This window comes from Agrobacterium cavarae, from assembly GCF_004310285.1.
Taxonomy (GTDB): Bacteria; Pseudomonadota; Alphaproteobacteria; order Rhizobiales; family Rhizobiaceae; genus Agrobacterium; species Agrobacterium cavarae.
Window position 1 is genome coordinate 130959 of sequence record NZ_SISF01000024.1, and the last position, 24232, is coordinate 155190.

27 protein-coding genes are annotated in these 24232 nt (G+C 59.3%); 16 read left to right on the plus strand and 11 right to left on the minus strand.

Translation table 11 applies throughout. From position 1 onward, the window contains the following. Window positions 1-10: 10 nt before the first annotated feature. From EYC79_RS06000 to EYC79_RS06030, 7 genes are all read right to left on the minus strand, one after another. Window positions 11-445, minus strand: coding sequence for a DUF983 domain-containing protein (locus EYC79_RS06000; RefSeq protein ID WP_112359663.1), 435 nt, complete (start codon window positions 443-445; stop codon window positions 11-13). Between the two features lie 73 nt (window positions 446-518). After that, window positions 519-2873 carry a ribonuclease R gene (gene rnr, locus EYC79_RS06005; RefSeq protein ID WP_130977434.1) on the minus strand — a complete coding sequence of 785 codons (2355 nt, stop codon included), beginning with the start codon at window positions 2871-2873 and terminating at the stop codon, window positions 519-521. Further along, window positions 2870-5560 carry a type I DNA topoisomerase gene (gene topA / locus EYC79_RS06010; RefSeq protein ID WP_130977435.1) on the minus strand — a complete coding sequence of 897 codons (2691 nt, stop codon included), beginning with the start codon at window positions 5558-5560 and terminating at the stop codon, window positions 2870-2872. The genes rnr and topA overlap by 4 nt, the downstream gene beginning before the upstream one ends. Before the next feature lie 243 nt (window positions 5561-5803). Next, window positions 5804-6958 carry a DNA-processing protein DprA gene (gene dprA, locus EYC79_RS06015; protein ID WP_130977436.1) on the minus strand — a complete coding sequence of 385 codons (1155 nt, stop codon included), beginning with the start codon at window positions 6956-6958 and terminating at the stop codon, window positions 5804-5806. Window positions 6959-6990: 32 nt separating this feature from the next. Then, window positions 6991-7608 (minus strand): glycerol-3-phosphate 1-O-acyltransferase PlsY, encoded by a 618-nt coding sequence (gene plsY / locus EYC79_RS06020; protein ID WP_162739412.1) that lies wholly within the window; start codon window positions 7606-7608, stop codon window positions 6991-6993. Window positions 7609-7651: 43 nt separating this feature from the next. Next, window positions 7652-8944: a dihydroorotase gene (locus EYC79_RS06025; RefSeq protein ID WP_130977437.1), complete on the minus strand. Its 1293-nt coding sequence runs from the start codon at window positions 8942-8944 to the stop codon at window positions 7652-7654. Further along, a complete protein-coding gene (locus tag EYC79_RS06030; RefSeq protein WP_112519017.1) occupies window positions 8941-9882 on the minus strand; it encodes an aspartate carbamoyltransferase catalytic subunit in 942 nt (313 codons plus the stop codon). Before EYC79_RS06030 ends, EYC79_RS06025 begins: the two co-directional genes overlap by 4 nt. Before the next feature lie 129 nt (window positions 9883-10011). On the opposite strand from EYC79_RS06030, the gene EYC79_RS06035 reads away from it, so the two are divergent. The 5 genes from EYC79_RS06035 to EYC79_RS06050 all read left to right on the plus strand — a co-directional run bounded on the left by EYC79_RS06035 (window position 10012) and on the right by EYC79_RS06050 (window position 13764). Next, window positions 10012-11664: an acyl-CoA dehydrogenase family protein gene (locus EYC79_RS06035; RefSeq protein WP_062425510.1), complete on the plus strand. Its 1653-nt coding sequence runs from the start codon at window positions 10012-10014 to the stop codon at window positions 11662-11664. Next, window positions 11664-12278, plus strand: coding sequence for a GNAT family N-acetyltransferase (locus tag EYC79_RS06040; RefSeq protein WP_130977438.1), 615 nt, complete (start codon window positions 11664-11666; stop codon window positions 12276-12278). The genes EYC79_RS06035 and EYC79_RS06040 overlap by 1 nt, the downstream gene beginning before the upstream one ends. 131 nt (window positions 12279-12409) lie before the next feature. Further along, entirely contained in the window at window positions 12410-13060 is a 651-nt protein-coding gene (locus tag EYC79_RS06045; RefSeq protein ID WP_162743437.1) for a TetR/AcrR family transcriptional regulator, read from the plus strand. Between the two features lie 234 nt (window positions 13061-13294). Continuing rightward, on the plus strand, window positions 13295-13441 hold the full coding sequence (locus EYC79_RS23390) for a hypothetical protein (RefSeq protein ID WP_186330212.1): 147 nt from the start codon (window positions 13295-13297) through the stop codon (window positions 13439-13441). Continuing rightward, window positions 13438-13764 (plus strand): DUF6105 family protein, encoded by a 327-nt coding sequence (locus EYC79_RS06050; RefSeq protein WP_130977439.1) that lies wholly within the window; start codon window positions 13438-13440, stop codon window positions 13762-13764. Before EYC79_RS23390 ends, EYC79_RS06050 begins: the two co-directional genes overlap by 4 nt. On the opposite strand, the gene ruvX is transcribed toward EYC79_RS06050, so the two are convergent. After that, on the minus strand, window positions 13707-14195 hold the full coding sequence (ruvX, locus tag EYC79_RS06055; RefSeq protein WP_130977440.1) for a Holliday junction resolvase RuvX: 489 nt from the start codon (window positions 14193-14195) through the stop codon (window positions 13707-13709). The two genes, EYC79_RS06050 and ruvX, sit on opposite strands and share 58 nt — an antisense overlap. A gap of 12 nt (window positions 14196-14207) precedes the next feature. Beyond that, entirely contained in the window at window positions 14208-14510 is a 303-nt protein-coding gene (locus EYC79_RS06060; protein ID WP_062437738.1) for a zinc ribbon domain-containing protein YjdM, read from the minus strand. Window positions 14511-14590: 80 nt separating this feature from the next. Between EYC79_RS06060 and EYC79_RS06065 the strand changes: the two genes are divergently transcribed. The 5 genes from EYC79_RS06065 (at window position 14591) to EYC79_RS06085 (ending at window position 18264) form a co-directional block, all read left to right on the plus strand. Continuing rightward, entirely contained in the window at window positions 14591-15295 is a 705-nt protein-coding gene (locus EYC79_RS06065) for a metal-dependent hydrolase (protein ID WP_111847891.1), read from the plus strand. Between the two features lie 125 nt (window positions 15296-15420). Continuing rightward, window positions 15421-15708, plus strand: coding sequence for an Asp-tRNA(Asn)/Glu-tRNA(Gln) amidotransferase subunit GatC (gene gatC, locus EYC79_RS06070; RefSeq protein ID WP_062425503.1), 288 nt, complete (start codon window positions 15421-15423; stop codon window positions 15706-15708). A gap of 57 nt (window positions 15709-15765) precedes the next feature. Then, a complete protein-coding gene (gene gatA, locus EYC79_RS06075) occupies window positions 15766-17247 on the plus strand; it encodes an Asp-tRNA(Asn)/Glu-tRNA(Gln) amidotransferase subunit GatA (RefSeq protein WP_130977441.1) in 1482 nt (493 codons plus the stop codon). A 20-nt stretch (window positions 17248-17267) separates the two neighbouring features. Next, window positions 17268-17729 (plus strand): GNAT family N-acetyltransferase, encoded by a 462-nt coding sequence (locus EYC79_RS06080; protein ID WP_130977442.1) that lies wholly within the window; start codon window positions 17268-17270, stop codon window positions 17727-17729. Between the two features lie 64 nt (window positions 17730-17793). Further along, window positions 17794-18264, plus strand: coding sequence for an SRPBCC family protein (locus tag EYC79_RS06085; protein ID WP_062425500.1), 471 nt, complete (start codon window positions 17794-17796; stop codon window positions 18262-18264). A 96-nt stretch (window positions 18265-18360) separates the two neighbouring features. Here the strand turns inward: EYC79_RS06085 and EYC79_RS06090 are convergent, their stop codons facing one another. Next, window positions 18361-18618 carry a YjhX family toxin gene (locus tag EYC79_RS06090; protein ID WP_130977443.1) on the minus strand — a complete coding sequence of 86 codons (258 nt, stop codon included), beginning with the start codon at window positions 18616-18618 and terminating at the stop codon, window positions 18361-18363. 283 nt (window positions 18619-18901) lie between these two features. Here EYC79_RS06090 and EYC79_RS06095 point away from each other — a divergent pair, with 283 nt between their 5' ends. After that, complete coding sequence (locus tag EYC79_RS06095; protein WP_112519023.1) at window positions 18902-19411, plus strand: GNAT family N-acetyltransferase; 510 nt, start codon at window positions 18902-18904, stop codon at window positions 19409-19411. A gap of 575 nt (window positions 19412-19986) precedes the next feature. On the opposite strand, the gene EYC79_RS06100 is transcribed toward EYC79_RS06095, so the two are convergent. Then, window positions 19987-20271 (minus strand): DUF1294 domain-containing protein, encoded by a 285-nt coding sequence (locus EYC79_RS06100; RefSeq protein WP_130977444.1) that lies wholly within the window; start codon window positions 20269-20271, stop codon window positions 19987-19989. 151 nt (window positions 20272-20422) lie between these two features. Here EYC79_RS06100 and gatB point away from each other — a divergent pair, with 151 nt between their 5' ends. The 5 genes from gatB (at window position 20423) to EYC79_RS06125 (ending at window position 24112) form a co-directional block, all read left to right on the plus strand. Continuing rightward, complete coding sequence (gatB, locus tag EYC79_RS06105; RefSeq protein ID WP_130977445.1) at window positions 20423-21925, plus strand: Asp-tRNA(Asn)/Glu-tRNA(Gln) amidotransferase subunit GatB; 1503 nt, start codon at window positions 20423-20425, stop codon at window positions 21923-21925. 138 nt (window positions 21926-22063) lie between these two features. Further along, window positions 22064-22561: a GNAT family N-acetyltransferase gene (locus EYC79_RS06110; protein ID WP_062598332.1), complete on the plus strand. Its 498-nt coding sequence runs from the start codon at window positions 22064-22066 to the stop codon at window positions 22559-22561. Between the two features lie 4 nt (window positions 22562-22565). Next, window positions 22566-23027: a GNAT family N-acetyltransferase gene (locus tag EYC79_RS06115; RefSeq protein ID WP_130977446.1), complete on the plus strand. Its 462-nt coding sequence runs from the start codon at window positions 22566-22568 to the stop codon at window positions 23025-23027. Between the two features lie 105 nt (window positions 23028-23132). Beyond that, on the plus strand, window positions 23133-23531 hold the full coding sequence (locus tag EYC79_RS06120; protein WP_130977447.1) for an NADH:ubiquinone oxidoreductase subunit NDUFA12: 399 nt from the start codon (window positions 23133-23135) through the stop codon (window positions 23529-23531). Window positions 23532-23674: 143 nt separating this feature from the next. Further along, window positions 23675-24112, plus strand: coding sequence for a DUF2155 domain-containing protein (locus EYC79_RS06125; protein WP_062425495.1), 438 nt, complete (start codon window positions 23675-23677; stop codon window positions 24110-24112). The last annotated feature ends 120 nt before the right edge of the window (window positions 24113-24232 follow it).

Here is a 24232-nt window from a genome sequence, read left to right on the forward strand (position 1 = left end):
CGGTCGCCTGTCAGTGGGATGACCCGTCGATATGCGTCTTCTCAGGTTCATTGCTGAAGCCGTGCATCCTCAGCGCCCATTGCAGGCCAATGACGCCACCCTTGATCGGCTGGATCGTCAGCAAGGCCACGAGAATCGTGATCGGCACCCAGATGGCAAAATGCACCCACATTGGCACCATGAGGATCAGGTCAGTCATCAAAAAGCCGCCCACCGCCACGTGTCCGAGAATCATGATCGAGATATAGGGCGGCAGATCGTCAGATCGCTGGTGATGGAGGTCTTCGCCGCAGGCGGCGCATTGATCCACCGGCTTCAGCCAGGCCTTGAACAACCGACCGCTGCCGCAGGCGGGGCATCGGCACGAGATGCCGCGCATGATCGAGCGTCCCAGCGGACGTTCCTGCTTCTCGCCGCCATAGTGCACTGTCTGCGTCTCGCTCATGCCCGTTCCTCCAAATGATTGCGGCGCTGAAGCATCGCTGCAAGATCCTGCTCGATCTCGCTACGGTGCTCGTTCAGCGTTTCCTGCGCGGCGGCCTCGTTCCCGGTGTCGCCGTGCGCCCTCCACCCCGGCGCGCCGTCTTGTGGAAGGATCGTGTTGCTGTGGGCATCTTGCGCCCCTCGCTCAACATTTCGAAGCGGAGCGCGCCTGCCAGCGGTACGGCTTCTGCCAGACGAACCTGAACCGTGTCGCCAAGCTGGAAGCCGAGACCGGTCTTCTCACCCGTCAGTGCCTGATGCGCTTCGTCATAGATGAAGTAATCGGTCCCAATCGTAGATATAGGAACGAAGCCGTCTGCGCCAAATTGCGGAAGCGCGACAAATAGTCCCGCCTTGGTGACACCCCCGATGCGCCCTTCAAACTCTTCTCCCACGCGCTCGGAAAGATGGTGCGCGATCAGACGGTTGATCGTGTCGCGTTCGGCCGCCATGGCGCGGCGCTCGAAGGTGGAAATCTCGGCGGCGATATCGTCGAGCGTTGCCTCTTCCTGCGGCGTGATGCCGCCTTCGCCAAGTCCCAGAGACCCGACAAGCGCACGATGGACGATCAGATCGGCATAACGGCGAATGGGAGAGGTGAAGTGGGCGTACTTCATCAGGTTCAGACCGAAGTGCCCGATATTCTCTGGGCTGTAGATCGCCTGGCTCTGGGAGCGCAACACCATCTCGTTGACCATGATCTGATGTTCAGTGTCTTGAGCGCGGGCCAGAATTCCGTTGAAGGAATTGGCGCGAACTTCTCCGCCTTTGGCCATGGAGATACCCAGCGTCGCGAGGAACTCGCGCAACGTCTCCTGTTTGGCAAGCGTGGGGGCATCATGAATGCGGTAGACGAGCGGCTGTTTCTTCTTTTCCAACGTTTCTGCGGCGGCGACGTTGGCCTGGATCATCATTTCTTCGATCAGCTTATGGGCGTCGAGACGTTCGGGAATGATGACCTTGTCCACGGTGCCGTCGGCACGCAGCAGAATCTTGCGTTCCGGCATATCGAGTTCGAGCGGCTGGCGACGGTCGCGACCGCGCTTCATCACCCCATAGGCATGCCAGAGAGGCTTCAGGATCGGCTCGAGCATCGGGCCGCTCTTGTCATCAGGCTTGCCATCGATGGCCGCCTGCGCCTGCTGATAGGAAAGCTTGGCCGCACTCTTCATCATGATGCGATGGAAAGTGTGCGACGCCTTGCGGCCTTCCTTCGAAAACACCATGCGCACCGCAAGGGCAGGGCGATCGACACCTTCCTTCAGTGAGCAGAGATCGTTGGAAATCCGCTCCGGCAGCATCGGTACGACGCGGTCGGGGAAGTAGACGGAGTTGCCGCGCTTCAGCGCTTCACGGTCGAGCGGCGCACCCGAGCGCACATAGTAAGACACATCGGCAATCGCAACGGTGACGATCACGCCATCGGGGTTGTCCGGCGACGGATCGGGCTCCGCATAGACGGCGTCGTCATGATCCTTGGCATCCGCCGGGTCGATGGTGATGAGCGGCAGATCGCGCCAGTCTTCCCGGTGCGCCATGGTCGCGGGCTTCGCCTTATCGGCTTCTGCTAGAACATCCTGAGGGAAGATATGCGGGATGCCGTGCCCGTAGATCGCGATCATCGAAATGGCTTTTTCCGACGCGACCGAGCCGATGACGGAAAGCACACTCGCGCGCTTCAGACCATAGCGCCCGCTGTTGCGCGAGACTTCGACTTCGATCAGATCGCCATCCTTGGCCTCGTTGACGCCATCGGGGTCGATCACCAGTTCTTCGCCGCGCCGGTCCACCGGCATCAAACGACCACCGCCGCCCGGGTTTTCCTTGAAGACACCGATCAGCGCGTTCTGGCGGCGATCAATAAGCTTGATGACGCGGGCGGTATAGGCCGGTCCGGTACGATCCTTGGAGGGGAAAATCTTGGCAAGCACACGGTCATTCAAACCGGCCGCCGGTCCTTTTTTGCCGCGGTCCTGCGATGACTGGCGGATAAGGACCGCGGGTGCCGCACCCTGATCTTCCGGCCACTCTGCGGGGCGGCCGATCAATTCGCCATCCTTGTCACGTGTGGTGATATCGAGAACCGTGACGGGCGGCAGGCCGCCCGGTCGCATCAGCGACTTGCGGTTCTTCTGCACCATGCCGTCAACTTCAAGTTCCTTCAACAGCGCTTTCAGCACCACGCGGCTGTCGCCCTTCAGGCCAAAGGCCTTGGCGATCTCGCGTTTGGAGGCCTGTTGCGGATGTTCGGCAATGAACTTCAACAGCACTTCGCGCGAAGGCACTTCTCCATGGATGATGCCTTCGCCTTGATTCACGCGCTTTGAGCGAGCGGTGCGTCCGAAACCGTCATTGGCGGAATTCTGTTTCTGACGCCGTGTCTTGCTCACGATGCTGCCTTCTTGGTTTTCGCTGCTGTCTTGGGCTTCGCCGCTGCCTTAGGCTTGGCTGCAGCCTTGGTCTTGCTTGCCGCTTTCGCCTTTGTCGGCTTGGCGTCTGCATCGCCTTCGGTCTTCTTCTTTGCCGGAGCCTTCTTGGCTTTGACTGGCTTGCCGCCGGTCTTGGCAATGCGCTCGGCAATCAGCACCAGCGCTTCGTCCAGCGTCACCGTATCGGGAGATTGCGCCTTGGGGATCGTCGCATTGACCTTGCCCCAGTTCACATAGGGACCGAAACGGCCGTCGCGCACGGTAATGGCGCCGCCATCAGGATGGTCACCAAGCGCCTTGAGCGCAGCAGGCGTGGAGGAGCGTCCACGGCCGGGTGCGGCCTTCTTCTCGGCAATCACCGTCACGGCGCGGTTGAGGCCGATGGAGAAGACGTCTTCCACGCTCTCCAGATTGGCGTAGCCGCCATCATGCATCAGGAAGGGACCATAGCGGCCGATGCCGGCGGAAATCATTTTGCCGGTTTCCGGATGCTTGCCGATGTCGCGCGGCAGGTTGATCAGCGCCAGCGCCTTCTCATGATCGATTTCTTCCGGCTTCCAGCCCTTGGGCAGCGATGCGCGCTTGGCTTCCTTGCCATCGCCACGCTGGATATAGGGCCCGAAGCGACCGGAGCGCAGCGTCAACTCTTCGCCCGTCATCGGATCGGCGCCAAGCGCCTTCGGCTCGTTCAGCGCTGCGGCTTCGGATTCCGCGCCATCCGAGGTCAGCTGGCGGGTGTAGTTGCAGTCCGGATAGTTCGAGCAACCGACGAAGGCACCGTATTTGCCGAGCTTCAGCGACAGATTGCCGGTACCGCAGACCTGGCAGATGCGCGGATCGGAGCCGTCTTCGCGCTTGGGAAACACCAGCGGTGCAAGCACTTCGTTCAACGCGTCGAGTACGTTGGTGACGCGCAGTTCCTTTGTGTCTTCGATCTGAGCGAAGAAGTCCTTCCAGAAGTCGCGAAGAACCTGCTTCCAATCAAGTTCGCCGGCCGAAATCCGGTCGAGCTTCTCTTCCAGGTCGGCCGTGAAATCATATTCCACATAGCGGGTGAAGAAGCTTTCGAGAAAAGCCGTCACGAGCCGACCGCGCGAATGCGGGATCAGCTTGCGCTTGTCGACGACGATATATTCGCGGTCGCTCAGTGTCTTCAGCGTCGCGGCATAGGTGGAAGGGCGGCCGATGCCGAGCTCTTCCATCTTCTTGATGAGCGATGCTTCGGAATAGCGTGGTGGCGGCTCGGTGAAGTGCTGGCTCGCATTGATCTTCTGCTTGGCGAGGTTCTCGCGGGCATTGATCTGCGGCAGACGTCCACCGTCTTCGCTATCGTCGCTCTGTTCGCCGTCTTCCTTCTGGTCCGTGTAGGCGGCAATGAAGCCATCGAAACGGATGACGGAGCCGACGGCGCGAAGGCCAGCCTTCTCGCCCTTGTTTTCGGCAAGGATTTCAACGGTCGTGCGCTCGATCTCGGCCGAAGCCATCTGGCTTGCGATGCCGCGCTTCCAGACCAGGTCGTAGAGACGAAGCTGATCGGAATCGAGGTAACGCTTTACCTTGTCCGGCGAGCGATTGAAGTCCGTCGGGCGGATAGCCTCGTGGGCTTCCTGGGCATTCTTGGCCTTGGTCGAATAGAAGCGTGCCTTCTCGGGCACGTAGCGATCGCCGAACTGGTCGCCGATGGCGCTGCGTGCGGCGTCGATCGCTTCTGGTGCCATCTGCACACCGTCGGTACGCATATAGGTGATCAGACCGACGGTCTCGCCACCGATATCGATACCCTCATAAAGTCTCTGCGCAACCTGCATGGTCCGCGAGGCGGAGAAGCCGAGGCGCGAAGACGCGGCCTGCTGCAGCGTGGAGGTGGTGAAGGGCGGGCCGGGATGGCGCTTGACGGGCTTTGCCTCGACCGTGTCGACAACATAGCTTGCGCCTTCGAGCAATGTCTTTAGCCGGGTTGCATCGTCACCAGTCTTGATGGACTTGCCCTGCAAGCGCTTGCCGTCTGCGGATACGAGCTTTGCTTCGAACTCGTCACCGCGCGGTGTCTTTAGAAGTGCGGAGATGTTCCAGTATTCTTCCGATACGAAGCGCTCGATCTCCGATTCACGGTCGCAGACCAGGCGAAGCGCCACGGACTGCACACGTCCAGCGGAGCGGGCACCCGGTAGCTTTCGCCAGAGAACCGGAGAGAGATTGAAGCCGACCAGATAATCGAGCGCCCGGCGGGCGAGATAGGCATCGACGAGCGGAATGTCGATGTCGCGCGGCTCCGCCATCGCATCCAGAACGGCCTTCTTGGTAATGGCGTTGAACACCACGCGCTTGACCGGCTTGTCGCCCAGAACCTTCTTCTTTTTCAGAAGGTCGAGAACGTGCCAGGAAATCGCCTCTCCTTCGCGATCAGGGTCGGTCGCGAGAAACAGTCCATCGGATGCCTTTACGGCATCGGCGATATCTTTCATTCGTTTCTGTGAGGCAGGATCGACCTCCCAGGACATTTCGAAATCCTGGTCGGGAAGAACAGAACCATCCTTGGCGGGAAGATCCCGAACGTGGCCGAACGATGCAAGAACCTTATAGCCGGGGCCAAGATACTTGTTGATCGTCTTGGCTTTTGCCGGAGACTCTACGACGACGACATTCATATTTTTTTCTCTGGAAACATGTCCGTTAACCGGCATCGTCGCTGATTCCGCACGCAACAACGCCTTCCTTTTATTTCGACATGGACAGGTAATGCGCTGCGGTCAAGGGGGAACGCCTGTTTTTCTGTCTTCATGCCCATATGCAACTTCTGGAATTTTTCTGATGGGAAGACAATTTTTGATTGGCGGAATGCTCCCGTCCGCCATCACGCGGAAGCTTCCCTTGAGAGATCCCTTGGCGTCTCAATCCGCCATGATCATCGAAATCCGTCCACCCGAATGCCGGTTCAATTTTCCGGCAATATCGAGTTCTAGAAGCAGAAGATAGACGGTTGCCGCAGGCAAACCCGTGTGGCGGATGATGTCGTCGGTTTCGACCGGCGAGGGGCCGAGCGCCTCGGCAAGGATGGCGCGCTCCTTGTCTCCTGCGCGGTCTCCGGTTTGAGAGATGGGTTGATCCCCGGTGCCTTCTCGGACGACGTGCTGCAGGTCGAGTCGCGGCTCCATCATCGGCGAGAGTGCATCGAGAATATCGGCCGCTTCCGTCACCAGTGTGGCGCCGTCCTTGATCAACCGGTTGGTGCCATGGCAGCGAGAATCGAGCGGTGAGCCGGGCACCGCAAAAACGAGCCGGCCAAAATCGCCAGCCAGCCGCGCGGTGATGAGAGAGCCGGAGCGTTCAGCAGCCTCCACGATCAGCACGCCGAGGGACACGCCTGCAATCAACCTATTGCGCCGTGGAAAATCGCGCGCACGCGGCTCCCAGCCAAACGGCATTTCGCTGATGGTCGCACCGCCATTGGCGTAGATATCGTCCAGCAGGCGGAAATTCTCGGGCGGGTAGGGCTTGTCGAGCCCACCAGCCAGCATGGCGACGGTACCGGTCGAAAGGCTGGCGGCGTGAGCGGCGGCGTCGATGCCGCGCGCAAGACCGGAAGCAATGGTGTAGCCCGCCTGTCCGCATTGCCGTGCCAGCATTGCCGCAAACTTCGCGCCGTTGATCGAGGCGTTGCGGGAGCCGACGATTCCAAGCGATGGTCGGATGACGGTGGCACTCGAACCCTTCATCGCAATCAGGGGCGGTGCGCCGTCTATCTCTCGCAAAGCGGGCGGATAGTCCGGCTCGCCGATGCCGACGAAGCGGGCGCCAAACCGTGTTGCGGTTTCCATCTCGCGCTCGGCGTGAGCGAGTGTCGCGATGCGTGGGCTGCGCGCCGCGCCGCCGCGACGGGAAAGATCGGGCAGGGCATCCAGCGCCGCTTCAGCACTGCCGAAGTGATTGATCAGATCGCGGAAGGTGACGGGACCGATATTGTCGCTGCGGATCAGCCGCAACCAGGAAAGCTTCTGCTTCTCCGTCAGGGCGATGCCGCTTTTCGTCTCGCCATCACGCGACATATCTGCCCCCAAACCTTCGAGACAATTGCGTCTCAGCCCTTCTTGCCGATCTTGCTTTCCGTACCGGCCAGGAGCCGCTTGATGTTTTCGCGGTGCATGTACCAGGAGATGATGCTGAGGGCCGTGACCAGAAGCGCGGTCTTTTCCGGTCCCAAAATCCACAGGACGATCGGGATGACCAGCATCGCGACCAGCGCCGAGAGAGAGGAATATTTGGTAACGAAGGCGGTGATCAGCCAGATTGCGGCGAAAAGCAGCATCATCAGCGGAGCGGCGCCGAGCAGCACACCGATATAGGTCGCGACACCCTTGCCGCCCTTGAAGCCGAGCCAGACCGGGAAGAGGTGGCCGAGAAAGGCGAAGAAGCCCGCCACCAGCGAGGCCTCATATCCCCAGAGCGCATTGGCGATCAGCACCGCTGCCGTGCCCTTGAAAGCATCGCAAAGAAGGGTTGCCGCGGCGAGCTTCTTATTGCCGGTCCGCAGCACGTTTGTCGCGCCAATGTTTCCCGAGCCGATCTGGCGAACGTCGCCGAGACCCGCCGCCCGCGTCAGAAGCAGGCCGAAGGGAATGGAGCCGAGCAGGTAACCGATAACAGCCGCAGCCAAGAGAAATGCCGGCGCTGTCTCCCAAACGGTCAATGCAGTCATGTTTATGTCCCCTCTTCAGGTGCGTTACTACGCACCACCATTTTTACTGCAGTGAATGAACAAGGTTGCCCGCAACATATGTACTGACGGCGCGACCGCTGAAGCGTGCATCCTCGAATGGTGTGTTCTTCGAGCGCGATACCAGCTTCTTTTCAGAAACCAGCCATGGCTCATCGAGATCGATCAGGGTGATATCGGCCTTGGCGCCGGGCTTCAGCGTTCCGGCATCCAGTCCGAAGATTTGCGCCGGTCGCGTCGACAGCGCGTCGATCAGGCGCATCAGCGGCACCTGATCGCTGTGATACAGCCGAAGCGCTGCGGCCAACATGGTCTCCAGGCCGATCGCGCCGCTTGCCGCATCCGAGAAGGGCAGGCGCTTGGTGTCGACATCCTGCGGATCATGCGACGAGACGATGATGTCGATCGTCCCTTGCTTCAACGCTTCGACCATAGCGACGCGATCATCTTCCGACCGCAGCGGTGGCGAGAGTTTGAAGAAGGTGCGGTATTCGCCGATGTCGTTTTCGTTGAGTGTCAAATGATTGATCGAAATGCCGCAGGTGGCCTTCACGCCGCGGGCTCTCGCAAGCTTGATGGCCTCTGCCGATTCCGGCACGGAAATCTTGGCGGCATGGTAGTTGGCGCGCGTCAGTGCCGCGATGCGCAGGTCACGTTCGAGCGGAATGATTTCGGCTTCCTTGGGAATGCCGGGAAGGCCGAGCCAGCTTGCCAGCAGCCCCTCATTCATATCGCCATTGCCGATATATTTGTCGCTGGTCTCCAGCGAAATGACGGCCCCGAGCTCACGGGCATAGGTCATGGCGCGGCGGAGCACCAGCGTATCGGACAGCGCCTTGCGGCCATTGGTAAAGGCAACCGCGCCGGCCTCCTTCAGCATGCCGAACTCGGTCATTTCCTCGCCCAGCAGACCCTTCGTCAGGGCCGCTGCCGGATGCACGTTGACCACGGCTTTATCGCGCGCGGTCTTCTTCACATACTCCACCAGCGCGATGTCATCGATGACCGGATCCGTATCCGGCATCATGATGAAACTGGTCACGCCGCCTGCGGCGGCTGCACGCGAGGCGGACTCGATCGTCTCGCGGTGCTCTGCGCCGGGCTCTCCGACGAAGACGCGCGCATCCACAAGGCCTGGAACGGCAACCAGTCCCTTCGCATCACGCACCGTCGCGCCGTCGGGCGTACCTTGGTTTTCCGCATCCTTGCCAGCCGCGAGGATCGTTCCATCAGCGCCGATGATGATCGTTCCGGTCTCGTCGAGATTGCGCGACGGGTCGATGATACGCACATTGTTGAGGACGGTCGCGGCACTCATACGCGCTCTCCCATGTTCTGAGAAAGGAGAAGGGTTTCCATCACCGCCATGCGCACGGCGACACCCATCTCCACTTGGGCTTCGATGACGCTCTGCGGTCCATCGGCCACTTCCGAGGAAATTTCCACGCCGCGGTTCATCGGCCCCGGATGCATGACGAGCGCGTCTTCCTTTGCAGCCTTCAGCTTTTCCGCGTCGAGACCGTAATAGTGGAAGTATTCGCGCACCGACGGCACGAAGGAGCCGGCCATGCGCTCGCGCTGCAGGCGCAGCATCATCACCACATCGGCGCCCTTCAGGCCCTCCTTCATGTCGTGATAGACTTCGACGCTCATGTCGGCGATGCCTGAGGGCAGCAGCGTCGGCGGAGCAACGACACGCACCCGCGCACCCATCTGGTTCAGGAGGATGATGTTGGAGCGGGCAACGCGCGAGTGCAGCACGTCACCACAGATTGCGACAGTGATGCCAGAGATGCTGCCCTTGGCGCGGCGGATCGTCAGCGCGTCGAGCAGCGCTTGCGTCGGATGCTCATGCTGGCCGTCGCCGGCATTGACAACCGAGCAGGCAACCTTCTGCGCCAGAAGCGCTGCCGCACCGGCGGATGAATGGCGCACGATCAAAACGTCAGGGCGCATGGCATTCAATGTCATTGCGGTGTCGATCAGCGTTTCGCCCTTCTTCACCGAAGAGTTACCGACGGACATGTTCATCACGTCCGCGCCCAGCCGTTTGCCGGCCAGTTCGAAGGAGGATTGCGTGCGGGTCGAGGCTTCGAAGAACAGGTTGATCTGTGTCAGACCGCGAAGCGTCGACGTCTTTTTTTCACGCTGGCGGCTGATCTTCACGGCCTCGTCGGCTTTGTCGAGAAGAAGCGTGATATCCTGATGGGAAAGCCCCTTGATGCCAAGAAGATGGCGGTGGGGAAAATAGACCATGGAACTGTCCTCCGGGCCGGAATAGTCAGTCGCGGTCTATAAAGACAGGTGGCTTTGTCGGCAAGCATGGGATAAGCCGGGAACGAGCCTATATAGGCATTTAATTGCGAATCCCGATAAAAGTACACGATGACAGATATGAACCGGACTGAAGAACAGCTTGCCGAACTGAACCAGCCTAGCCTCTGGTCCGGGATCAATGCCTACCGGTCCGATCCGCTCATCGTCGATCTGACCTCCAACCTCTCGCGTCCGCTTCGCGACGAGCTGGACCAGATCGGTCGCTACGTGACATCTGCCGAAGCCCAGGAACTGGCGCGCATGGCAAACCGCAGCACACCGCAGCTTCATACCCACGGCCCGCGCGGCGAGCGTCTGGATCAGGTGGAGTTCCACCCCGCCTGGCATGCCCTGATGCGCCGCTCCATGTCCTCCGGCCTGCACAGTGCCGCTTGGGAAAATTCTGCCGATACGCGCGGCAGCGAACATAAGGCCCGCGCCACGAAATTCTATCTGACGGCGCAGCTCGAGGCTGGCCATCTGTGCCCGCTCACCATGACCCATGCCTCGGTTGCAGCGTTGATGGCATCGCCGCGCGTACAGAACGAATGGGCGCCGAAAATCCTCTCGCGCAAGTATGATTCTTCGCAAAAGCCCGCCATGCAGAAGACAGCCGTCACCATCGGCATGGGCATGACCGAGAAACAGGGCGGCACGGATGTGCGCGCCAACCGCACCACCGCCGAGCGTGTGGGTGAGGGCATCTATCGGCTCTCCGGACACAAGTGGTTCCTTTCGGCGCCTATGAGCGACGGCTTCGTCATGCTGGCGCAGATGGGCGATGGCATGGGCTGTTTCCTCGTACCGCGTTTTCTGGAAGACGGCTCGGCCAATGGCCTGCATTTCCAGCGGCTGAAGGACAAGCTCGGCAACCGCTCCAATGCGTCGGCCGAAGTCGAATTCAGCGATGCCTTCGGTTATCTGCTGGGCGAGCCCGGTGCCGGCATTCGCACGATTCTCGACATGGTGACATTGACGCGGCTCGACTGCGCCTTGGCATCCTCTGGCATGATGCGCGCCTCGCTGGCGGAAGCGGTTCATTTCGCCCGCGGTCGTTCGGTCTTCGGCAAGCCGCTCGTCAACCAGCCGGTGATGACGCGCGTGCTGGCGGACATGGCGCTGGATGTGGCTGCTGCAACCGCCTTGTCCTTCCGCCTGGCAACTGCCTTCGACAGCGCCCGCAGCAACCCGGCGGAAGCGGCTTACGCTCGCGTGATGACGCCGATCGTCAAATATTGGTGCTGCAAGATTGCGCCGGCCCTGATCTACGAGGCGATGGAAAGCCTTGGCGGCAACGGCTACGTCGAAGAGCGCCCGATTGCGCGTCACTATCGCGAAGCCCCGGTCAACGCCATCTGGGAAGGCTCCGGCAACGTCATGGCGCTCGACGTGCTGCGCGTGCTGCAGCGTGGTAAGGATCTGTTCGATCTCGTCTTCGAAACGCTGGAGCGCGACCTCGGACCATCCGGCAAGAAGACCACCGACGTGCTGCGCGCCGCGATTGCTCTTTGTGAGCGTGACGAGGGCGCTGCCCGTCTGCTGGTGGAGCAGTTTGCTCTTGCCGCAGCCGCTGCCGAACTCTGCCGCATCGGGGCAGGGCGCATTGCCGATGCCTTCCTTGAAACCCGCCTGGCGGGCGGCTGGCGCCACACCTACGGCATGCTCGATAGCCGCTTTGATCCCACCTACATCATCGATCTGCTTTATCCGCCGGTGTCGTGATGCTGACCTTCCGCAAAGCCGTTCCACAGGACGAGGAGGCGCTTTACGCCATCTGCCTTGCAACGGGCGACGCGGGCAAGGACGCCTCGCATCTTTACGCCGACGAAAAGCTCGTCGGTAATATCTATGCCGTTCCCTATCTCCATCTTTGCCCAGACAGCGCTTTCGTTGCCGAAGACTGGGAGGGCATCTGTGGCTACATCGTCGGCGCAACCGATACCGCAGCTTACCAAGAACGGCTGGAGCAGGCTTGGTGGCCGCAGCTGCGCGAGCTTTATCCGCTCGCGGAGGAAGAGGCCAACGCTCTGCCAGAAGAACACCGCAAGCGCGTTGCCTTCATTCACCAGCCGTCGCCCGTGCCCGCTTCGGTACTTCAGAACTATCCCGCCCATATCCATATGAACCTGTTGGAACGGGCTCGCGGTACCGGCGGCGGTTCTCGGCTTTTGTCGATGTGGGTGGAGATGGCGCGCAGCAAAGGGATTCCGGGCATCCATCTCGGTGCCAATCCTGAAAACTACAATGGCATTGCCTTCTGGCAATCGCGTGGCTTCTCGCCGCTTGCCGGCATGCCGGCCGGCACCGCATGGTTCGGCATGTCTTTGGATGCCTGAGCCCAAGAAACAGCTGTCTTTTCCACCATCCACAGGAAAGCCAGGGTTGCTAGGCTTCGTCTCGATTGTCGCGTTGTTAACTCTTTGCTAACCGCGCATGATACGTCACCAATCGGAGATTCGGAAAAGCCATGCTCGCCATCGATGGCACTGCCGCCCTCATGTCGCCCGCGCCGGAAAAGCGCATCAAGGATCGCGCCGCGACGGAGAAGGCGATCTTTGCTGCGGCGAAGTCCCTCCTGGCGGAGGAGGGCTTCCAGGGTTTCGGCATCAATGCCGTGGCGCGTCGCGCCGGTTGCGACAAGCAGCTGATCTATCGTTATTTCGGCGGTCTCGAAGGCCTGGTTTCTGCCATCGGCGAGGACCTTGGCTCCTGGGTGCAGGACCGTATTCCGGAAGATACAGGCGGCATGTTCCTTCTGACCTATGGCGACCTGATGGAGCGGCTGATGCTCTCCTATCTCGATGCGCTTCGCGCCGATCCGCTGGTCTGCAAGATCATTGCCTGGGAACTCTCCGAACAAACGGAGCAGGTCAAGCAACTGGCTGACGCGCGCTCGAAGGCGCTGGTCAAATGGATCGACCGCATGCGTGGATCCTTGCAGCCGCCAAAGGGCGCCGATCCTGTGGTGCTCAATGCTCTCCTCTTCGCCTCCATCCAGCATCTGGTGATTGCCGGGGCAACCAATGGCCAGTTCTCAGGCGTGTCGCTGAAGAGTGACAAGGATTGGGACAAGATCGCCGTCGCGGTCAAGCGCATCGTTCGCGCCCTTTACGGCTGATCCGGCCCGCACTTCATCGCTCCGCTGTTGATCGAACAGACGCCGTTGGCCGTGCCGATGGCGGCTAGACCGCTGCGCTTTGTCCACAGCCTGCATCCCCCGTTAACCATAAATGCAGGTTTCGTTTGCTCCGCGTTAACCGTGAGTTCATGGTGTTAACGATTTGTTAACTACGAATTAAGAGCTGGATGAGAAGGAAGCGCTGTGAGCCGCTGGATACCTTTGAGCGTCATGATGACGTTTTTCGCCCTGCTACCACTCGATCTCAATGCGCCGACGCTGAACCTGTGCATCATGGCGTTACTGCGCTGGGCTGTCATTGCAGCGCTGCCTGACGAGCAGACGGCTGGAGCGGCCCTGGCAGGGGAGCGGATGGCATGAAGTGGTTTCTGATTTTGTGGGCATGTCCCGTGCTGCTGCTCGGCAGCTGGTACTTCCTGTCCTACTACGACATGAGTTTCGGCTTTTTCATGCTGACGCGGCAGGCGCATGATCTGGTGTTCCAGATCTATGGCAATGTGCTCGGCATTCCTCCCGAGACGATTCCGCCGCTCGTGGCGCGCGCAATCGCGGTGGACAGCCTGCTCGTTTTCGCGATCATCGGATTTCGCAAGCGCAAGGCAATTGCCGCATGGTGGCGTGCGCGTCAGCCTTCTATGGACGCATCTCTCGCCAGCATGGAAAGGCGATCCAAGGCACCCTGAAGAATGAAACTTGCGGCGGCGGAATCGATGCGTTCGGCGCGTTTTGCCCGCGAGACATCCATTTCCAGAAGTGCTCTTTCGGCCGCGACTGTGGAAAGCCTCTCATCCCAGAAGACGAAGGGGATATCGGTCTTCTCGCTCATGGAGCGGACGAAGGCGCGAGTCGCCTGAACGCGCGGACCGGCAGAGCCATCCATGTTCATCGGCAGACCGATGACGAAGGCCGCGACCTTTTCCTTCGCGGCAAAATCCAGAAGCAGCGCTGCATCCTGGGTAAACTTGATCCGCTTCAGCACCGGGCGAGGGGTGGCGAACCGTCGTGACAGGTCCGACATCGCAAGACCGATCGTCTTGGTGCCGAGATCAAGACCGGCTATCGCCCGTCCAGGCCCCAGGGTCTCAGCCAGTTCCTCTATCGTAAGCGTCGCCATGCGGTGACCTCTTTATCTCTTGCGGACAAATTCCGTACGCAATACCAAACCCTTGACCGCATCGCTTTTGCAATCGATCTCTTCTGGATTGTCGGTCAGTCGGATCGACTTGATCACGGTTCCCTGCTTCAGCGTGGTGCTCGTACCCTTGACCTTCAAATCCTTGATCAGCGTAACGGAATCACCATCTGCAAGCAGGTTGCCTGCGGCATCGCGAACCTCATTGGCCTTGGCCGCCGCGGCTGCGACTTCCGAGGCAGGGCGCCATTCGCCGGTCGCTTCGTCATACACATAGTCGTCATTATCTGCGGCCATCTTATCACTCCAAAGTAAGGTTTTGGGTTTTATGGGTCGTCCTATCTCATAAGATGGCAGGAACACAAAGGAGAACTTCGATGAAAATCACCTGGCTAGGCCATTCGGCTTTCCGTCTAGAAACAGGCCACGCAAAGATCCTGATCGATCCGTTTTTCACCGGAAATCCAGGCTTTGCCGGACAGGACGCCAAGGACGCAGCAAACGGCATCACCCATATTCTCCTGACCCACGGCCATGGCGACCATGTGGGTGATACGGTGAAGCTGGCGGCAGAAACGGGAGCGACAGTGCTGGCCAATGCCGATCTTGCCGCATGGCTCGGCTCCAAGGGTGTCCAGAAACTTGAGATGGGTAACACCGGCGGTACGGTTGGCTTCGACGGCTTTTCCGTCACCTTTACCAATGCGCTGCACTCTTCCGCGCAGATCACCGAGGACGGTGTGTCGCATGCACTCGGCAATGCCAATGGCCTGATGCTGCATTTCGAAGACGGCCCGTCGGTCCATCACATGGGCGACACGGATATCTTCTCCGACATGGGGCTGATCAACGAGTTGCACGAGCCGGACGTCGGCCTCGTTCCCATCGGCGATCGCTTTACCATGGGTGGGGCTGTGGCTGCACTTGCCTGCCAGCGCTTCTTCAAGTTCCGCCACGCCATTCCCTGCCACTACGGCTCATTCCCGATTGTCGACCAGACGGCGGACAAGTTCGTCTCGGGTATGGATGGTTCGCAGACGCGGGTTGACGTACCGAAGGTTGGTCAAGTCCTGACATTCTGATGACCCGGCATCGGCGTGTCTTGGCCCAAAACTGCGCCGCAGAGGGCCGCGACACGCTTTCTACCGTTGCGAAGGACGGGCATGGTCATTATAGCGGGTAGAAAATTCTTGACCGGAGTAGAACCATGTCCGTCGATCTTGCCACCGTGAAGCGCGTCGCGCGCCTGTCCCGCATTGCCGTTAGCGAAGACGAAGCCAACACCATGCTTGGCCAGTTGAACGGCATTCTCGGCTTCGTGGAGCAGCTGTCGGAAGTGAATGTGGATGGCGTCGAGCCTATGACCTCGGTGACGCCGGTGGCGATGAAGAAGCGCGCCGACGTAGTGACGGATGGCGACAAAGCCGATGACATCGTTGCAAATGCGCCGGCCACCGACCGCAATTTCTTCATGGTGCCGAAAGTGGTCGAGTAAGCGCTGCCCGCTTGCTCCCACGTTGAAAATTCAAAAGTTTCGAAAGCTGTTGCCGATATGACCGAACTGACCAGCCTCACCATTGCCGAAGCGCGTGACAGACTGAAGGCCAAGGAATTTTCCGCCGTCGAACTGACGGATGCCTATCTGAACGCCATCGATGCCGCCAACGACAAGCTCAACACCTATGTCGTGACGACGCATGACAAGGCGCGCGAGATGGCCAAGGCATCGGATGAGAGGCTTGGCGCTGGAAACGGTGGCGCGCTGGAGGGTATTCCGCTTGGCGTGAAGGATCTGTTCGCCACCCGTGACATCCACACCCAGGCCTGCTCGCATGTGCTGGATGGCTTCAAGCCCAGATATGAATCCACCGTGACCCAGAACCTGTGGGATGCCGGCGCCGTGCTTCTCGGCAAGCTGAACATGGACGAATTCGCCATGGGCTCGTCGAACGAGAGCTCCTATTACGGCCCCGTCGTAAACCCCTGGCGCGCGCAGGGTTCTGACAAGAACCTCGTTCCCGGCGGTTCTTCCGGTGGTTCGGCCGCAGCTGTCGCGGCGCATCTCTGCGCCGGTGCAACGGCAACCGATACCGGCGGCTCCATCCGCCAGCCCGCGGCCTTCACCGGCACCGTCGGTATCAAGCCGACCTACGGCCGCTGCTCGCGCTGGGGCATCGTCGCTTATGCATCCTCGCTCGATCAGGCCGGCCCGATTGCCCGCAATGTTCGCGATGCTGCGATCCTGCTGAAGTCCATGGCAAGCGTCGATGCGAAAGATACCACCTCCGTCGATCTGCCGGTGCCGGATTATGAGAAGGCCATTGGCCAGTCGCTGAAGGGTCTCAAGATCGGCATTCCGAAGGAGTACCGCGTCGATGGCATGCCGGAAGAAATCGAAAAGCTTTGGGCACAGGGCGTTGCCTGGCTGAAGGACGCCGGTGCCGAGGTCGTCGATATTTCGCTTCCGCATACCAAATACGCGCTGCCAGCCTATTACATCGTGGCACCCGCCGAGGCGTCGTCCAACCTTGCTCGCTATGACGGCGTCCGCTACGGCCTTCGCGTCGATGGCAAGGACATTGCCGACATGTATGAAAAGAGCCGCGCCGCTGGTTTTGGCTCGGAAGTGAAGCGCCGCATCATGGTCGGCACCTATGTTCTGTCTGCCGGCTATTACGACGCTTATTACCTTAAGGCGCAGAAGGTCCGCACGCTGATCAAGCGCGACTTCGAAAACGTCTTCCACGAAGGCGTCGACGCTGTTCTCGCTCCGATCACGCCATCCTCGGCCTTCGAGATCGGCGACAAGGAACTCGCCTCCGATCCCGTGAAGATGTATCTGCAGGACGTCTTCACCATCACCGTCAACATGGCGGGACTGCCTGGTCTTTCCGTTCCGGCCGGCCTTGACGGCAAGGGTCTGCCACTCGGCCTTCAGCTAATCGGCAAGCCTTTCGAGGAAGAAACGCTGTTCAAGACGGCGCATGCCATCGAGCAGGCAGCGGGCAAGTTCACGCCCGCCAAGTGGTGGTAAGCGGTCTCATCATTCGAGCCATGACAGAGGCCGATCGCAATGCGGTCGGCCTCATCGGTTTTCGCGCCTGGCAATCAAGCAGTGCATTTGAAGATACCTATCTCGATCCCGTTGTAATCGAACGGGTGCGCGGCGAGTTTGAAGTCTTTGCCAAAGAGACCAACTGCGATCTCGTGGTTGCAGAGATCGACGGTGCGATCGTCGGCTGGGGGGCGCGTGCTGGAGAGCCGGACGACATATCCGATATCTGGATTGACCCTGAGCACCAATGCAGAGGCATTGGTCGTTCCTTGGTTGAGCATTTTCTGGAGGAGATGCGCAGCGCAGATATTCCGACGGCAAAAATCGCCACGCATGCCAGGAACGTCAATGCCATCCGCGCCTACGAAGGTTGTGGTTTCGCCATCGTCTGGCAGGGCCTTCAATGGTCGGAGAGCATGAAGGTGGAGCTTCAGAAAGTGCGGCTGGAGAAACCTCTGTAAGAGCCGCCTTTTTCTCCACTGATCCTCTGCTATGCTGTGCGGCAGACCATCACGGGAGGCAATGATGTCATCTGAAACAGCAAGGCATGAACTCGTCCTGATGCGCGAGATCGACGCGCCGCGGGAGAAGATTTTTCGCGCCTGGACCGATCCGGAGCTTTTGAAACAATGGTTCTGTCCAAAGCCCTGGGGCGTGTCTCACGCTGAACTTGACGTTCGCACAGGCGGCTCAAGCGTCATCGTCATGACCGGACCAAACGGCGAGGTGGTCGACAACCGCGGCGTTTATCTGGAAGTCGTGCCGAATGAGAAGATCGTCTTTACCGACGCTTTCAAGACCGCCTGGATACCATCCGAAAAGCCGTTCATGACCGGCATTGTCCTTCTTGAACCGCTGGGCGATGGCAAGACCAAGTACACAGCCATGGCACGCCACTGGACGGAAGAAGACAAGAAGACGCATGAGGCCATGGGCTTTCATGAAGGCTGGGGCGCTGCCACAGATCAACTCGCAGCACTCGTTGCGACTATCTAGCATTAGGCCTCCAAAGCCACGTTGCTTGTCGTCCAGCGCATGATGACGCGAAGCTTGGATAGGAGCGACGGGTGTCTGACCGCCGCCCCCTTGTTCTCAGCGATTGTCGAGTTCGCCTCTGACCAGTTCCAACCCACGCGTGGTAATGCGATAAGGCTGGCTTTTGGAGGACGAGATTGCTCTTTTGCTCTTCAGTTTGCGGAAGGTGGTGAGGTCGAGCCCGCTGAAAACCCAGCCGTCGCGCGTGTAAAGCACGACTTTCTCGATCTTGCGGTTCTCGTCTCGTGTCAGTTCAATTCTGCCACCCTGCGCGAGCAGGTGGAGGATGCGCTGTTCTGCGCGTGAAATGTCCATTGTTGGAATCCGGCTTGCGTCCATATGGACGCGTGAAAACAACCCCGGGTGCCACTGGCATCCGGCTCGGTTTCAACATGGCCCGGCACGCAAGAGACTTGCGGGCAGGGCCTTTACCGGGACTCCGATTGAGAGAACATCAAAACTCCAAAGTTGGTCGTTTCTGATTAAGAGCTTGCTGCCTTTCAGTCAAGAATCGGCCAAATCCACCCGGTCATTTCCGATACGACTGGAAGAATCGCTGGGCCGATGCTTTATCTCGTCGGGCCATAGGGACCAGAACGTGATCGTCATTCGCAACGCAAATGAACAGGATGCGCCCCATCTTGCGGCCATCGGCCTGCAGGCATGGCGGGTCGCAAGCTCTGCGCTGGGGCTGACGGCTGTCCTGGAAACGAACGCGGCAGAAGCCTTTGCAGGCTTCACGCAATCCTTCTGGCATCGCATCCTCGTTGTCGAAAGACACGGCATGCCCGCAGGATGGGCGGCGCGCGAAAACTCCGACGATATGATCTCGGACTTCTGGATCGATCCGCGCCTTCATCGGCAAGGCCTGGGCGGCAAGCTCCTCAGTGCGGTCGAAGAGCAGGTGCTTGCGGCTGGTTTCTACTCGATCAGGCTTGAAAGCCACGCCAGCAACGAGCGGGCGCTCTCCTTCTTTCGCAAGCATGGCTACAATGTCAGTTGGCTGTCGATGAAATACGCGCGAAAGCTCGACCGCGAAGTCCAGACCATCGGCCTGCGCAAGGAGCTGAAAGAGTTCGACACGACGACCTATGGACCATCTTTCTAAAGCGTGTCGCGATCTTTGAGATTCGCTCATACGCTCTATGTCGTGGTGGCAAAACCGCACTTCTGCCCGGACCGCGCTTTAGCCCTTAAGCTCTCTATAGGGCTTGTTTCTGCCGGCTGCAGGCAACATGAGGGTCAGCACCTACTTGACCTCACCGCATATATTCCGTCGAGAACGCTTCTTCTTTGTGTTCCATACATAAAGCCGAGCATTTGGTTCTCGCTTGTGAATGACGACTAGCACCTGCGCTCTAATATCGCTGCGAAAGCGTGAGGCATTACGGGCTCCCCAGACACCGACAAAGCGTTCCCCTGTCTGGTCGTTCTTGAAAATCACCGATCCTCCAAAGGCCGACGAAAGACCATCCTCACCGAGGGCTCCGCCGGCACCATACACGGAGGCAACATACTCTTGCGGCGCCACGCTGACGACTGTGTCGCCTGAGGAGGCGAACCTGTCACTTCTAAACACATAAATGGGGCACGGTGTGGTTATCATGGACCCAGCATATCGCGACGAGCAGCGGCTGCAAACTCGCCAACAATTTCCGCCTGGAGTTTCGCTGATGGCGATGGTTACACTGTTCCGGCAAAGAACGCCCACACGACCACCGCCGCAATATGAAGAGCGATGATGGCGAAGAGCAGTCCGCAAAACGGCTGCTTGCGTGTCTTGTGGCGCAACATATGTTGTGCTGTCACCGCGCCGAGACTTCCCCCCATGAGCGCGAAGAGGAGCAATGTCCTTTCGCGAATGCGTCTGTCACCTTGTTTTGCGGCCCTCTTGTCCCACCAAAAGAGGAAGAAGGTTGTGATGTTGAGAACGGTATAGAGGCCAAGAGCCGCGGGAATGAATGTCATGATGGGCTCTATAATCCAAATCCCGCTCGCTTGGCATTCCGGATCGCGAAAAAGGTAGGCCTTTGTCCGTAAGCGCCTTAGAAGTCTTGCACCTCCGGACCATTTGCTCTACCTCACCACGGATAGAAATTCCGTATCTTATGAGCTTGATATGACCCTTGTAGACGTTCGCACACCCGACCCGAAGCGTTTTATCCCCGGCGCCACTGGCGACTGGGAAATCGTCATCGGCATGGAGGTCCACGCGCAGGTTCTGTCCAATTCGAAGCTCTTCTCCGGCGCTTCCACGACCTTCGGCAATGCGCCGAATTCCAACGTGTCACTCGTCGATGCGGCCATGCCTGGCATGCTGCCGGTCATCAACGAAGAATGCGTGGCGCAGGCGGTTCGTACCGGACTTGGTCTCAAGGCCAAGATCAACAACCGTTCCATTTTCGACCGCAAGAACTACTTCTATCCCGACCTGCCGCAGGGCTATCAGATCTCGCAGTTCAAGGATCCGATCGTGGGTGAAGGCACCATCACGATTTCGCTCGGTCCGGACCGTCAGGGGAATTTCGAAGATATCGAGATCGGCATCGAGCGTCTGCATCTCGAGCAGGACGCCGGCAAGTCGATGCATGACCAGCATCCGACCATGTCCTTCGTCGACCTGAACCGCTCCGGCGTTGCGTTGATGGAAATCGTTTCCAAGCCGGACATGCGCTCTTCCGATGAGGCGAAGGCCTATCTGACAAAGCTGCGCTCCATCGTCCGCTATCTCGGCACCTGCGACGGCAACATGGACGAAGGCTCCATGCGCGCCGACGTCAACGTCTCTGTTCGTCGCCCGGGCGAGGGTTTCGGCACGCGTTGCGAGATCAAGAACGTCAACTCCATCCGCTTCGTCGGCCAGGCCATCGAATATGAAGCGCGCCGCCAGATCGCCATTCTCGAAGACGGCGGCGTCATCGACCAGGAGACCCGTCTCTTTGATCCGGGCAAGGGCGAGACGCGCTCCATGCGCTCCAAGGAAGATGCGCATGATTATCGTTATTTCCCCGATCCCGACCTGCTGCCGCTGGAATTCGACGATGCCTTCGTGGAAAGCCTGAAGGTCGGTCTGCCGGAACTGCCCGACGACAAGAAGGCCCGTTTCGTTTCGGAACTCGGCCTGTCTGTGTACGATGCCTCTATCCTCGTATCGGAAAAGGCGATCGCCGATTATTACGAGGCCGTGGCTGCCGGACGTGATCCGAAGGCGGCTGCCAACTGGGTTATCAACGATCTGCTCGGCGCACTGAACAAGTCCAGCAAGTCCATCGAGGAAACGCCTGTTTCGCCCGACCAGCTTGGCGGCATCATTGATCTCATCAAGGCTGGCACGATCTCCGGCAAGATCGCCAAGGATCTGTTCGAGATCGTCTGGAACGAGGGCGGCAACCCGGCAGAGATCGTCGAAAGCCGCGGCATGAAGCAGGTGACGGACACCGGCGCCATCGAAAAGGCTGTGGACGAAATCATTTCTGCGAACCCGGATCAGGTGGAAAAGGTCAAGGCAAAGCCCACACTTGCCGGCTGGTTCGTCGGCCAGGTGATGAAGGCGACAGGCGGCAAAGCCAACCCGCAGGCCGTGCAGGAGTTGGTGAAAGCCAAGCTCGGTATCGAGGAATAAGTCGCTTTCGGGCTTTTTGCATAAGAGGCCCGCGACCCTTTGCCCCGTCACCCTCCTGTGAATCCTAGGTGACGACAAGAAGCTACAAGCAATGCCGGGATCACTCCCGGCGTTTCTGTTTTGATAGGAGTAATGATGGTGTTCTTCATTCGCACCGCAAGCGAGCGCGATATCGAGCCTGTCCGGTCTTTGCTGACGAAGACCTGGCACGCGACCTATGATCCAATCTATGGCGCAGACAAGGTCAACGAGATGATCGCTCTGTGGCATACGCCAAAGGCCTTGAAGGAGCGCGTTGAGAAAAAGGGTGGCGAGTTTCTGGTTGCCGATGATGGCAAGCGTATCGGTGGCATGGCCTATGCTCTCATGTCGACCAGCATGGCGAAAACAGCACTTCTCTATCAGCTCTATGTCGATCCTCAGTTCCAGCGTCAGGGGGTGGGGCGTGATCTCTTTGCCGAACTGGAAACCTGCTTTCCCGACGCGGAAATCATGCGGCTTGAAGTCGAGCCTAAAAATACTGTCGCAATTGCCTTCTATGAAGGCGTCGGCTTCTCCGAAGTCGATCGAATCGAGCGCATGGCAGGCGTCGAGGGGATGCCTGGAATCGTGATGGAAAAGAGCTTGAGGCGGTAAGAGAATGGATGGTCTGATCATTCGCGAAGCACGCGAAGCGGATATCGCGGCAATCGCTGCAATGTTCGCTGCCGATGATGTGGGCGGGCATGGCGACACCACCGATGAAGCAGCGATGCCAGATTATCTTGCGGCCTTCAGGGCGATCGCCATGTCGACCCTCGAAACGCTTTACGTCGCTGAGTTCGACGGCCAAGTGATCGGCACCTTCCAGACGGTGATTCTCACCAAGCTCGCCGGCCGTGGCGCGGTCTGGATGGTGGTGGAAGGGGTGCAGACCAGAGAGGATATGCGCGGTCGCGGTATCGGCGCAACGATGATCCGATACTGCATCTCTGAAGCTGAGAAGCGTGGTCTCTCGGGTGTGCAACTGACCTCCAATATGGCGCGGATCGATGCCCATCGCTTTTATGAGAAGCTAGGCTTCGAGAAGCGTCATTTTGGCTTCCGGCTGAAGCTGAAATAATCGTCGCTCCGTTGGAAAAGCTGGACAATCGTTGGTGACAACGTCATAAGCTTCTGGCTGTGCGAATGCGAAAGCGACGCATGTGAAAAGCCCGAGGAACGGATAATGAAGACTCTTCTGCTGCAAATCTTCACATGGTGGAACGGCCAGACAATCGGAACGCGCTTCCATACCTGGCGCTTCGGCAAGAAGGTGGGGCAGGACGAGTTCGGCAACACCTACTACGAAGGTGGCACGACCTCCTGGGGCATGCCGCGCCGTTGGGTGATCTACAAGGGCTATGCGGAAGCGTCGGCAATTCCGCCCGGCTGGCACGGCTGGATGCATTACCGCACCGACACGCCGCCTAGCAAGGAAAGCTATGTCGCACGCGACTGGCAGAAGCCGCACCAGCCAAACCTGACCGGTTCCGCCCAGGCCTACCGTCCTCAGGGTTCGATCGCTGTTCCCGGCGAGCGCCCGCGCGTGACCGGTGACTACGACGCCTGGACGCCCGGCGGCTGATCAATTTCACCCGAGGCTCCGTGTGCATCGGGGCGAAAAAGGGCGGGCATTTCATCATGGCCGCCACCCGCTTTTGCCACATTCGATCTTTAGGCGTGATGGGCGCTTCGATAAGCGGGGCAGTTTTCTGGAGATGGTTTGATATGAGAACATTCACGCGGGATGTATCTTTGCGTGCACTGGCGGTTTCGCTTCTGGCGCTTCTTCCGGCAGTGGGTCTCGTGTCTCCAGCTTCCGCCGCCCGCCTTGAAAACAAGGTCGCCGTCTTCTCCGGGATCGACAAGATCACCGGCCGCATTACCTCTTTCGACGTTTACATCAACGAGACGGTGCAGTTCGGTGCGCTGCAGGTCACGCCAAAGGTCTGCTATTCGCGCGACGACACAGAAGCGCAGAAGATCGATTCCTTCGTCGAAGTGGATGAAATCACCCTCGACCGCAAGATCCGCCGTATCTTCACCGGCTGGATGTTTGCCGATAGCCCTGGTCTCAACGCCGTCGAGCACCCGATCTACGACGTCTGGCTCACCGGCTGCAAGCAGGACTCCGACGTTCCGCCGCCATCCACAGCAAGTAAGTAAAAGACCCTGATTCGGCGCAGACGAGCCTTTCCATGCGTTGCCGACGTTGGGCTTGATGCATGTGTGGTCTGACCCGGACTGCTGCTTTGCGGCGAATTGAATCGCAATGATCCCGCACAC

What these genes read in the sequence shown, in the direction of transcription:
- EYC79_RS06120 (WP_130977447.1), top strand. Translation starts at nt 23,133, where the DNA reads ATGAAGACTCTTCTGCTGCAAATCTTCACATGGTGGAACGGCCAGACA.
- EYC79_RS06050 (WP_130977439.1), top strand. Translation starts at nt 13,438, where the DNA reads ATGAAGTGGTTTCTGATTTTGTGGGCATGTCCCGTGCTGCTGCTCGGC.
- EYC79_RS06035 (WP_062425510.1), top strand. Translation starts at nt 10,012, where the DNA reads ATGACAGATATGAACCGGACTGAAGAACAGCTTGCCGAACTGAACCAG.
- EYC79_RS06115 (WP_130977446.1), top strand. Translation starts at nt 22,566, where the DNA reads ATGGATGGTCTGATCATTCGCGAAGCACGCGAAGCGGATATCGCGGCA.
- EYC79_RS06060 (WP_062437738.1), bottom strand. Translation starts at nt 14,510, where the DNA reads ATGGCCGCAGATAATGACGACTATGTGTATGACGAAGCGACCGGCGAA.
- EYC79_RS06025 (WP_130977437.1), bottom strand. Translation starts at nt 8,944, where the DNA reads ATGAGTGCCGCGACCGTCCTCAACAATGTGCGTATCATCGACCCGTCG.
- EYC79_RS06080 (WP_130977442.1), top strand. Translation starts at nt 17,268, where the DNA reads ATGACAGAGGCCGATCGCAATGCGGTCGGCCTCATCGGTTTTCGCGCC.
- plsY (WP_162739412.1), bottom strand. Translation starts at nt 7,608, where the DNA reads ATGACTGCATTGACCGTTTGGGAGACAGCGCCGGCATTTCTCTTGGCT.
- EYC79_RS06065 (WP_111847891.1), top strand. Translation starts at nt 14,591, where the DNA reads ATGAAAATCACCTGGCTAGGCCATTCGGCTTTCCGTCTAGAAACAGGC.
- dprA (WP_130977436.1), bottom strand. Translation starts at nt 6,958, where the DNA reads ATGTCGCGTGATGGCGAGACGAAAAGCGGCATCGCCCTGACGGAGAAG.
- gatB (WP_130977445.1), top strand. Translation starts at nt 20,423, where the DNA reads ATGACCCTTGTAGACGTTCGCACACCCGACCCGAAGCGTTTTATCCCC.
- topA (WP_130977435.1), bottom strand. Translation starts at nt 5,560, where the DNA reads ATGAATGTCGTCGTCGTAGAGTCTCCGGCAAAAGCCAAGACGATCAAC.
- EYC79_RS06045 (WP_162743437.1), top strand. Translation starts at nt 12,410, where the DNA reads ATGCTCGCCATCGATGGCACTGCCGCCCTCATGTCGCCCGCGCCGGAA.
- EYC79_RS06125 (WP_062425495.1), top strand. Translation starts at nt 23,675, where the DNA reads ATGAGAACATTCACGCGGGATGTATCTTTGCGTGCACTGGCGGTTTCG.
- EYC79_RS06100 (WP_130977444.1), bottom strand. Translation starts at nt 20,271, where the DNA reads ATGACATTCATTCCCGCGGCTCTTGGCCTCTATACCGTTCTCAACATC.
- gatC (WP_062425503.1), top strand. Translation starts at nt 15,421, where the DNA reads ATGTCCGTCGATCTTGCCACCGTGAAGCGCGTCGCGCGCCTGTCCCGC.
- gatA (WP_130977441.1), top strand. Translation starts at nt 15,766, where the DNA reads ATGACCGAACTGACCAGCCTCACCATTGCCGAAGCGCGTGACAGACTG.
- EYC79_RS06090 (WP_130977443.1), bottom strand. Translation starts at nt 18,618, where the DNA reads ATGGACATTTCACGCGCAGAACAGCGCATCCTCCACCTGCTCGCGCAG.
- EYC79_RS06000 (WP_112359663.1), bottom strand. Translation starts at nt 445, where the DNA reads ATGAGCGAGACGCAGACAGTGCACTATGGCGGCGAGAAGCAGGAACGT.
- EYC79_RS06040 (WP_130977438.1), top strand. Translation starts at nt 11,664, where the DNA reads ATGCTGACCTTCCGCAAAGCCGTTCCACAGGACGAGGAGGCGCTTTAC.
- ruvX (WP_130977440.1), bottom strand. Translation starts at nt 14,195, where the DNA reads ATGGCGACGCTTACGATAGAGGAACTGGCTGAGACCCTGGGGCCTGGA.
- EYC79_RS06030 (WP_112519017.1), bottom strand. Translation starts at nt 9,882, where the DNA reads ATGGTCTATTTTCCCCACCGCCATCTTCTTGGCATCAAGGGGCTTTCC.
- EYC79_RS23390 (WP_186330212.1), top strand. Translation starts at nt 13,295, where the DNA reads ATGACGTTTTTCGCCCTGCTACCACTCGATCTCAATGCGCCGACGCTG.
- EYC79_RS06085 (WP_062425500.1), top strand. Translation starts at nt 17,794, where the DNA reads ATGTCATCTGAAACAGCAAGGCATGAACTCGTCCTGATGCGCGAGATC.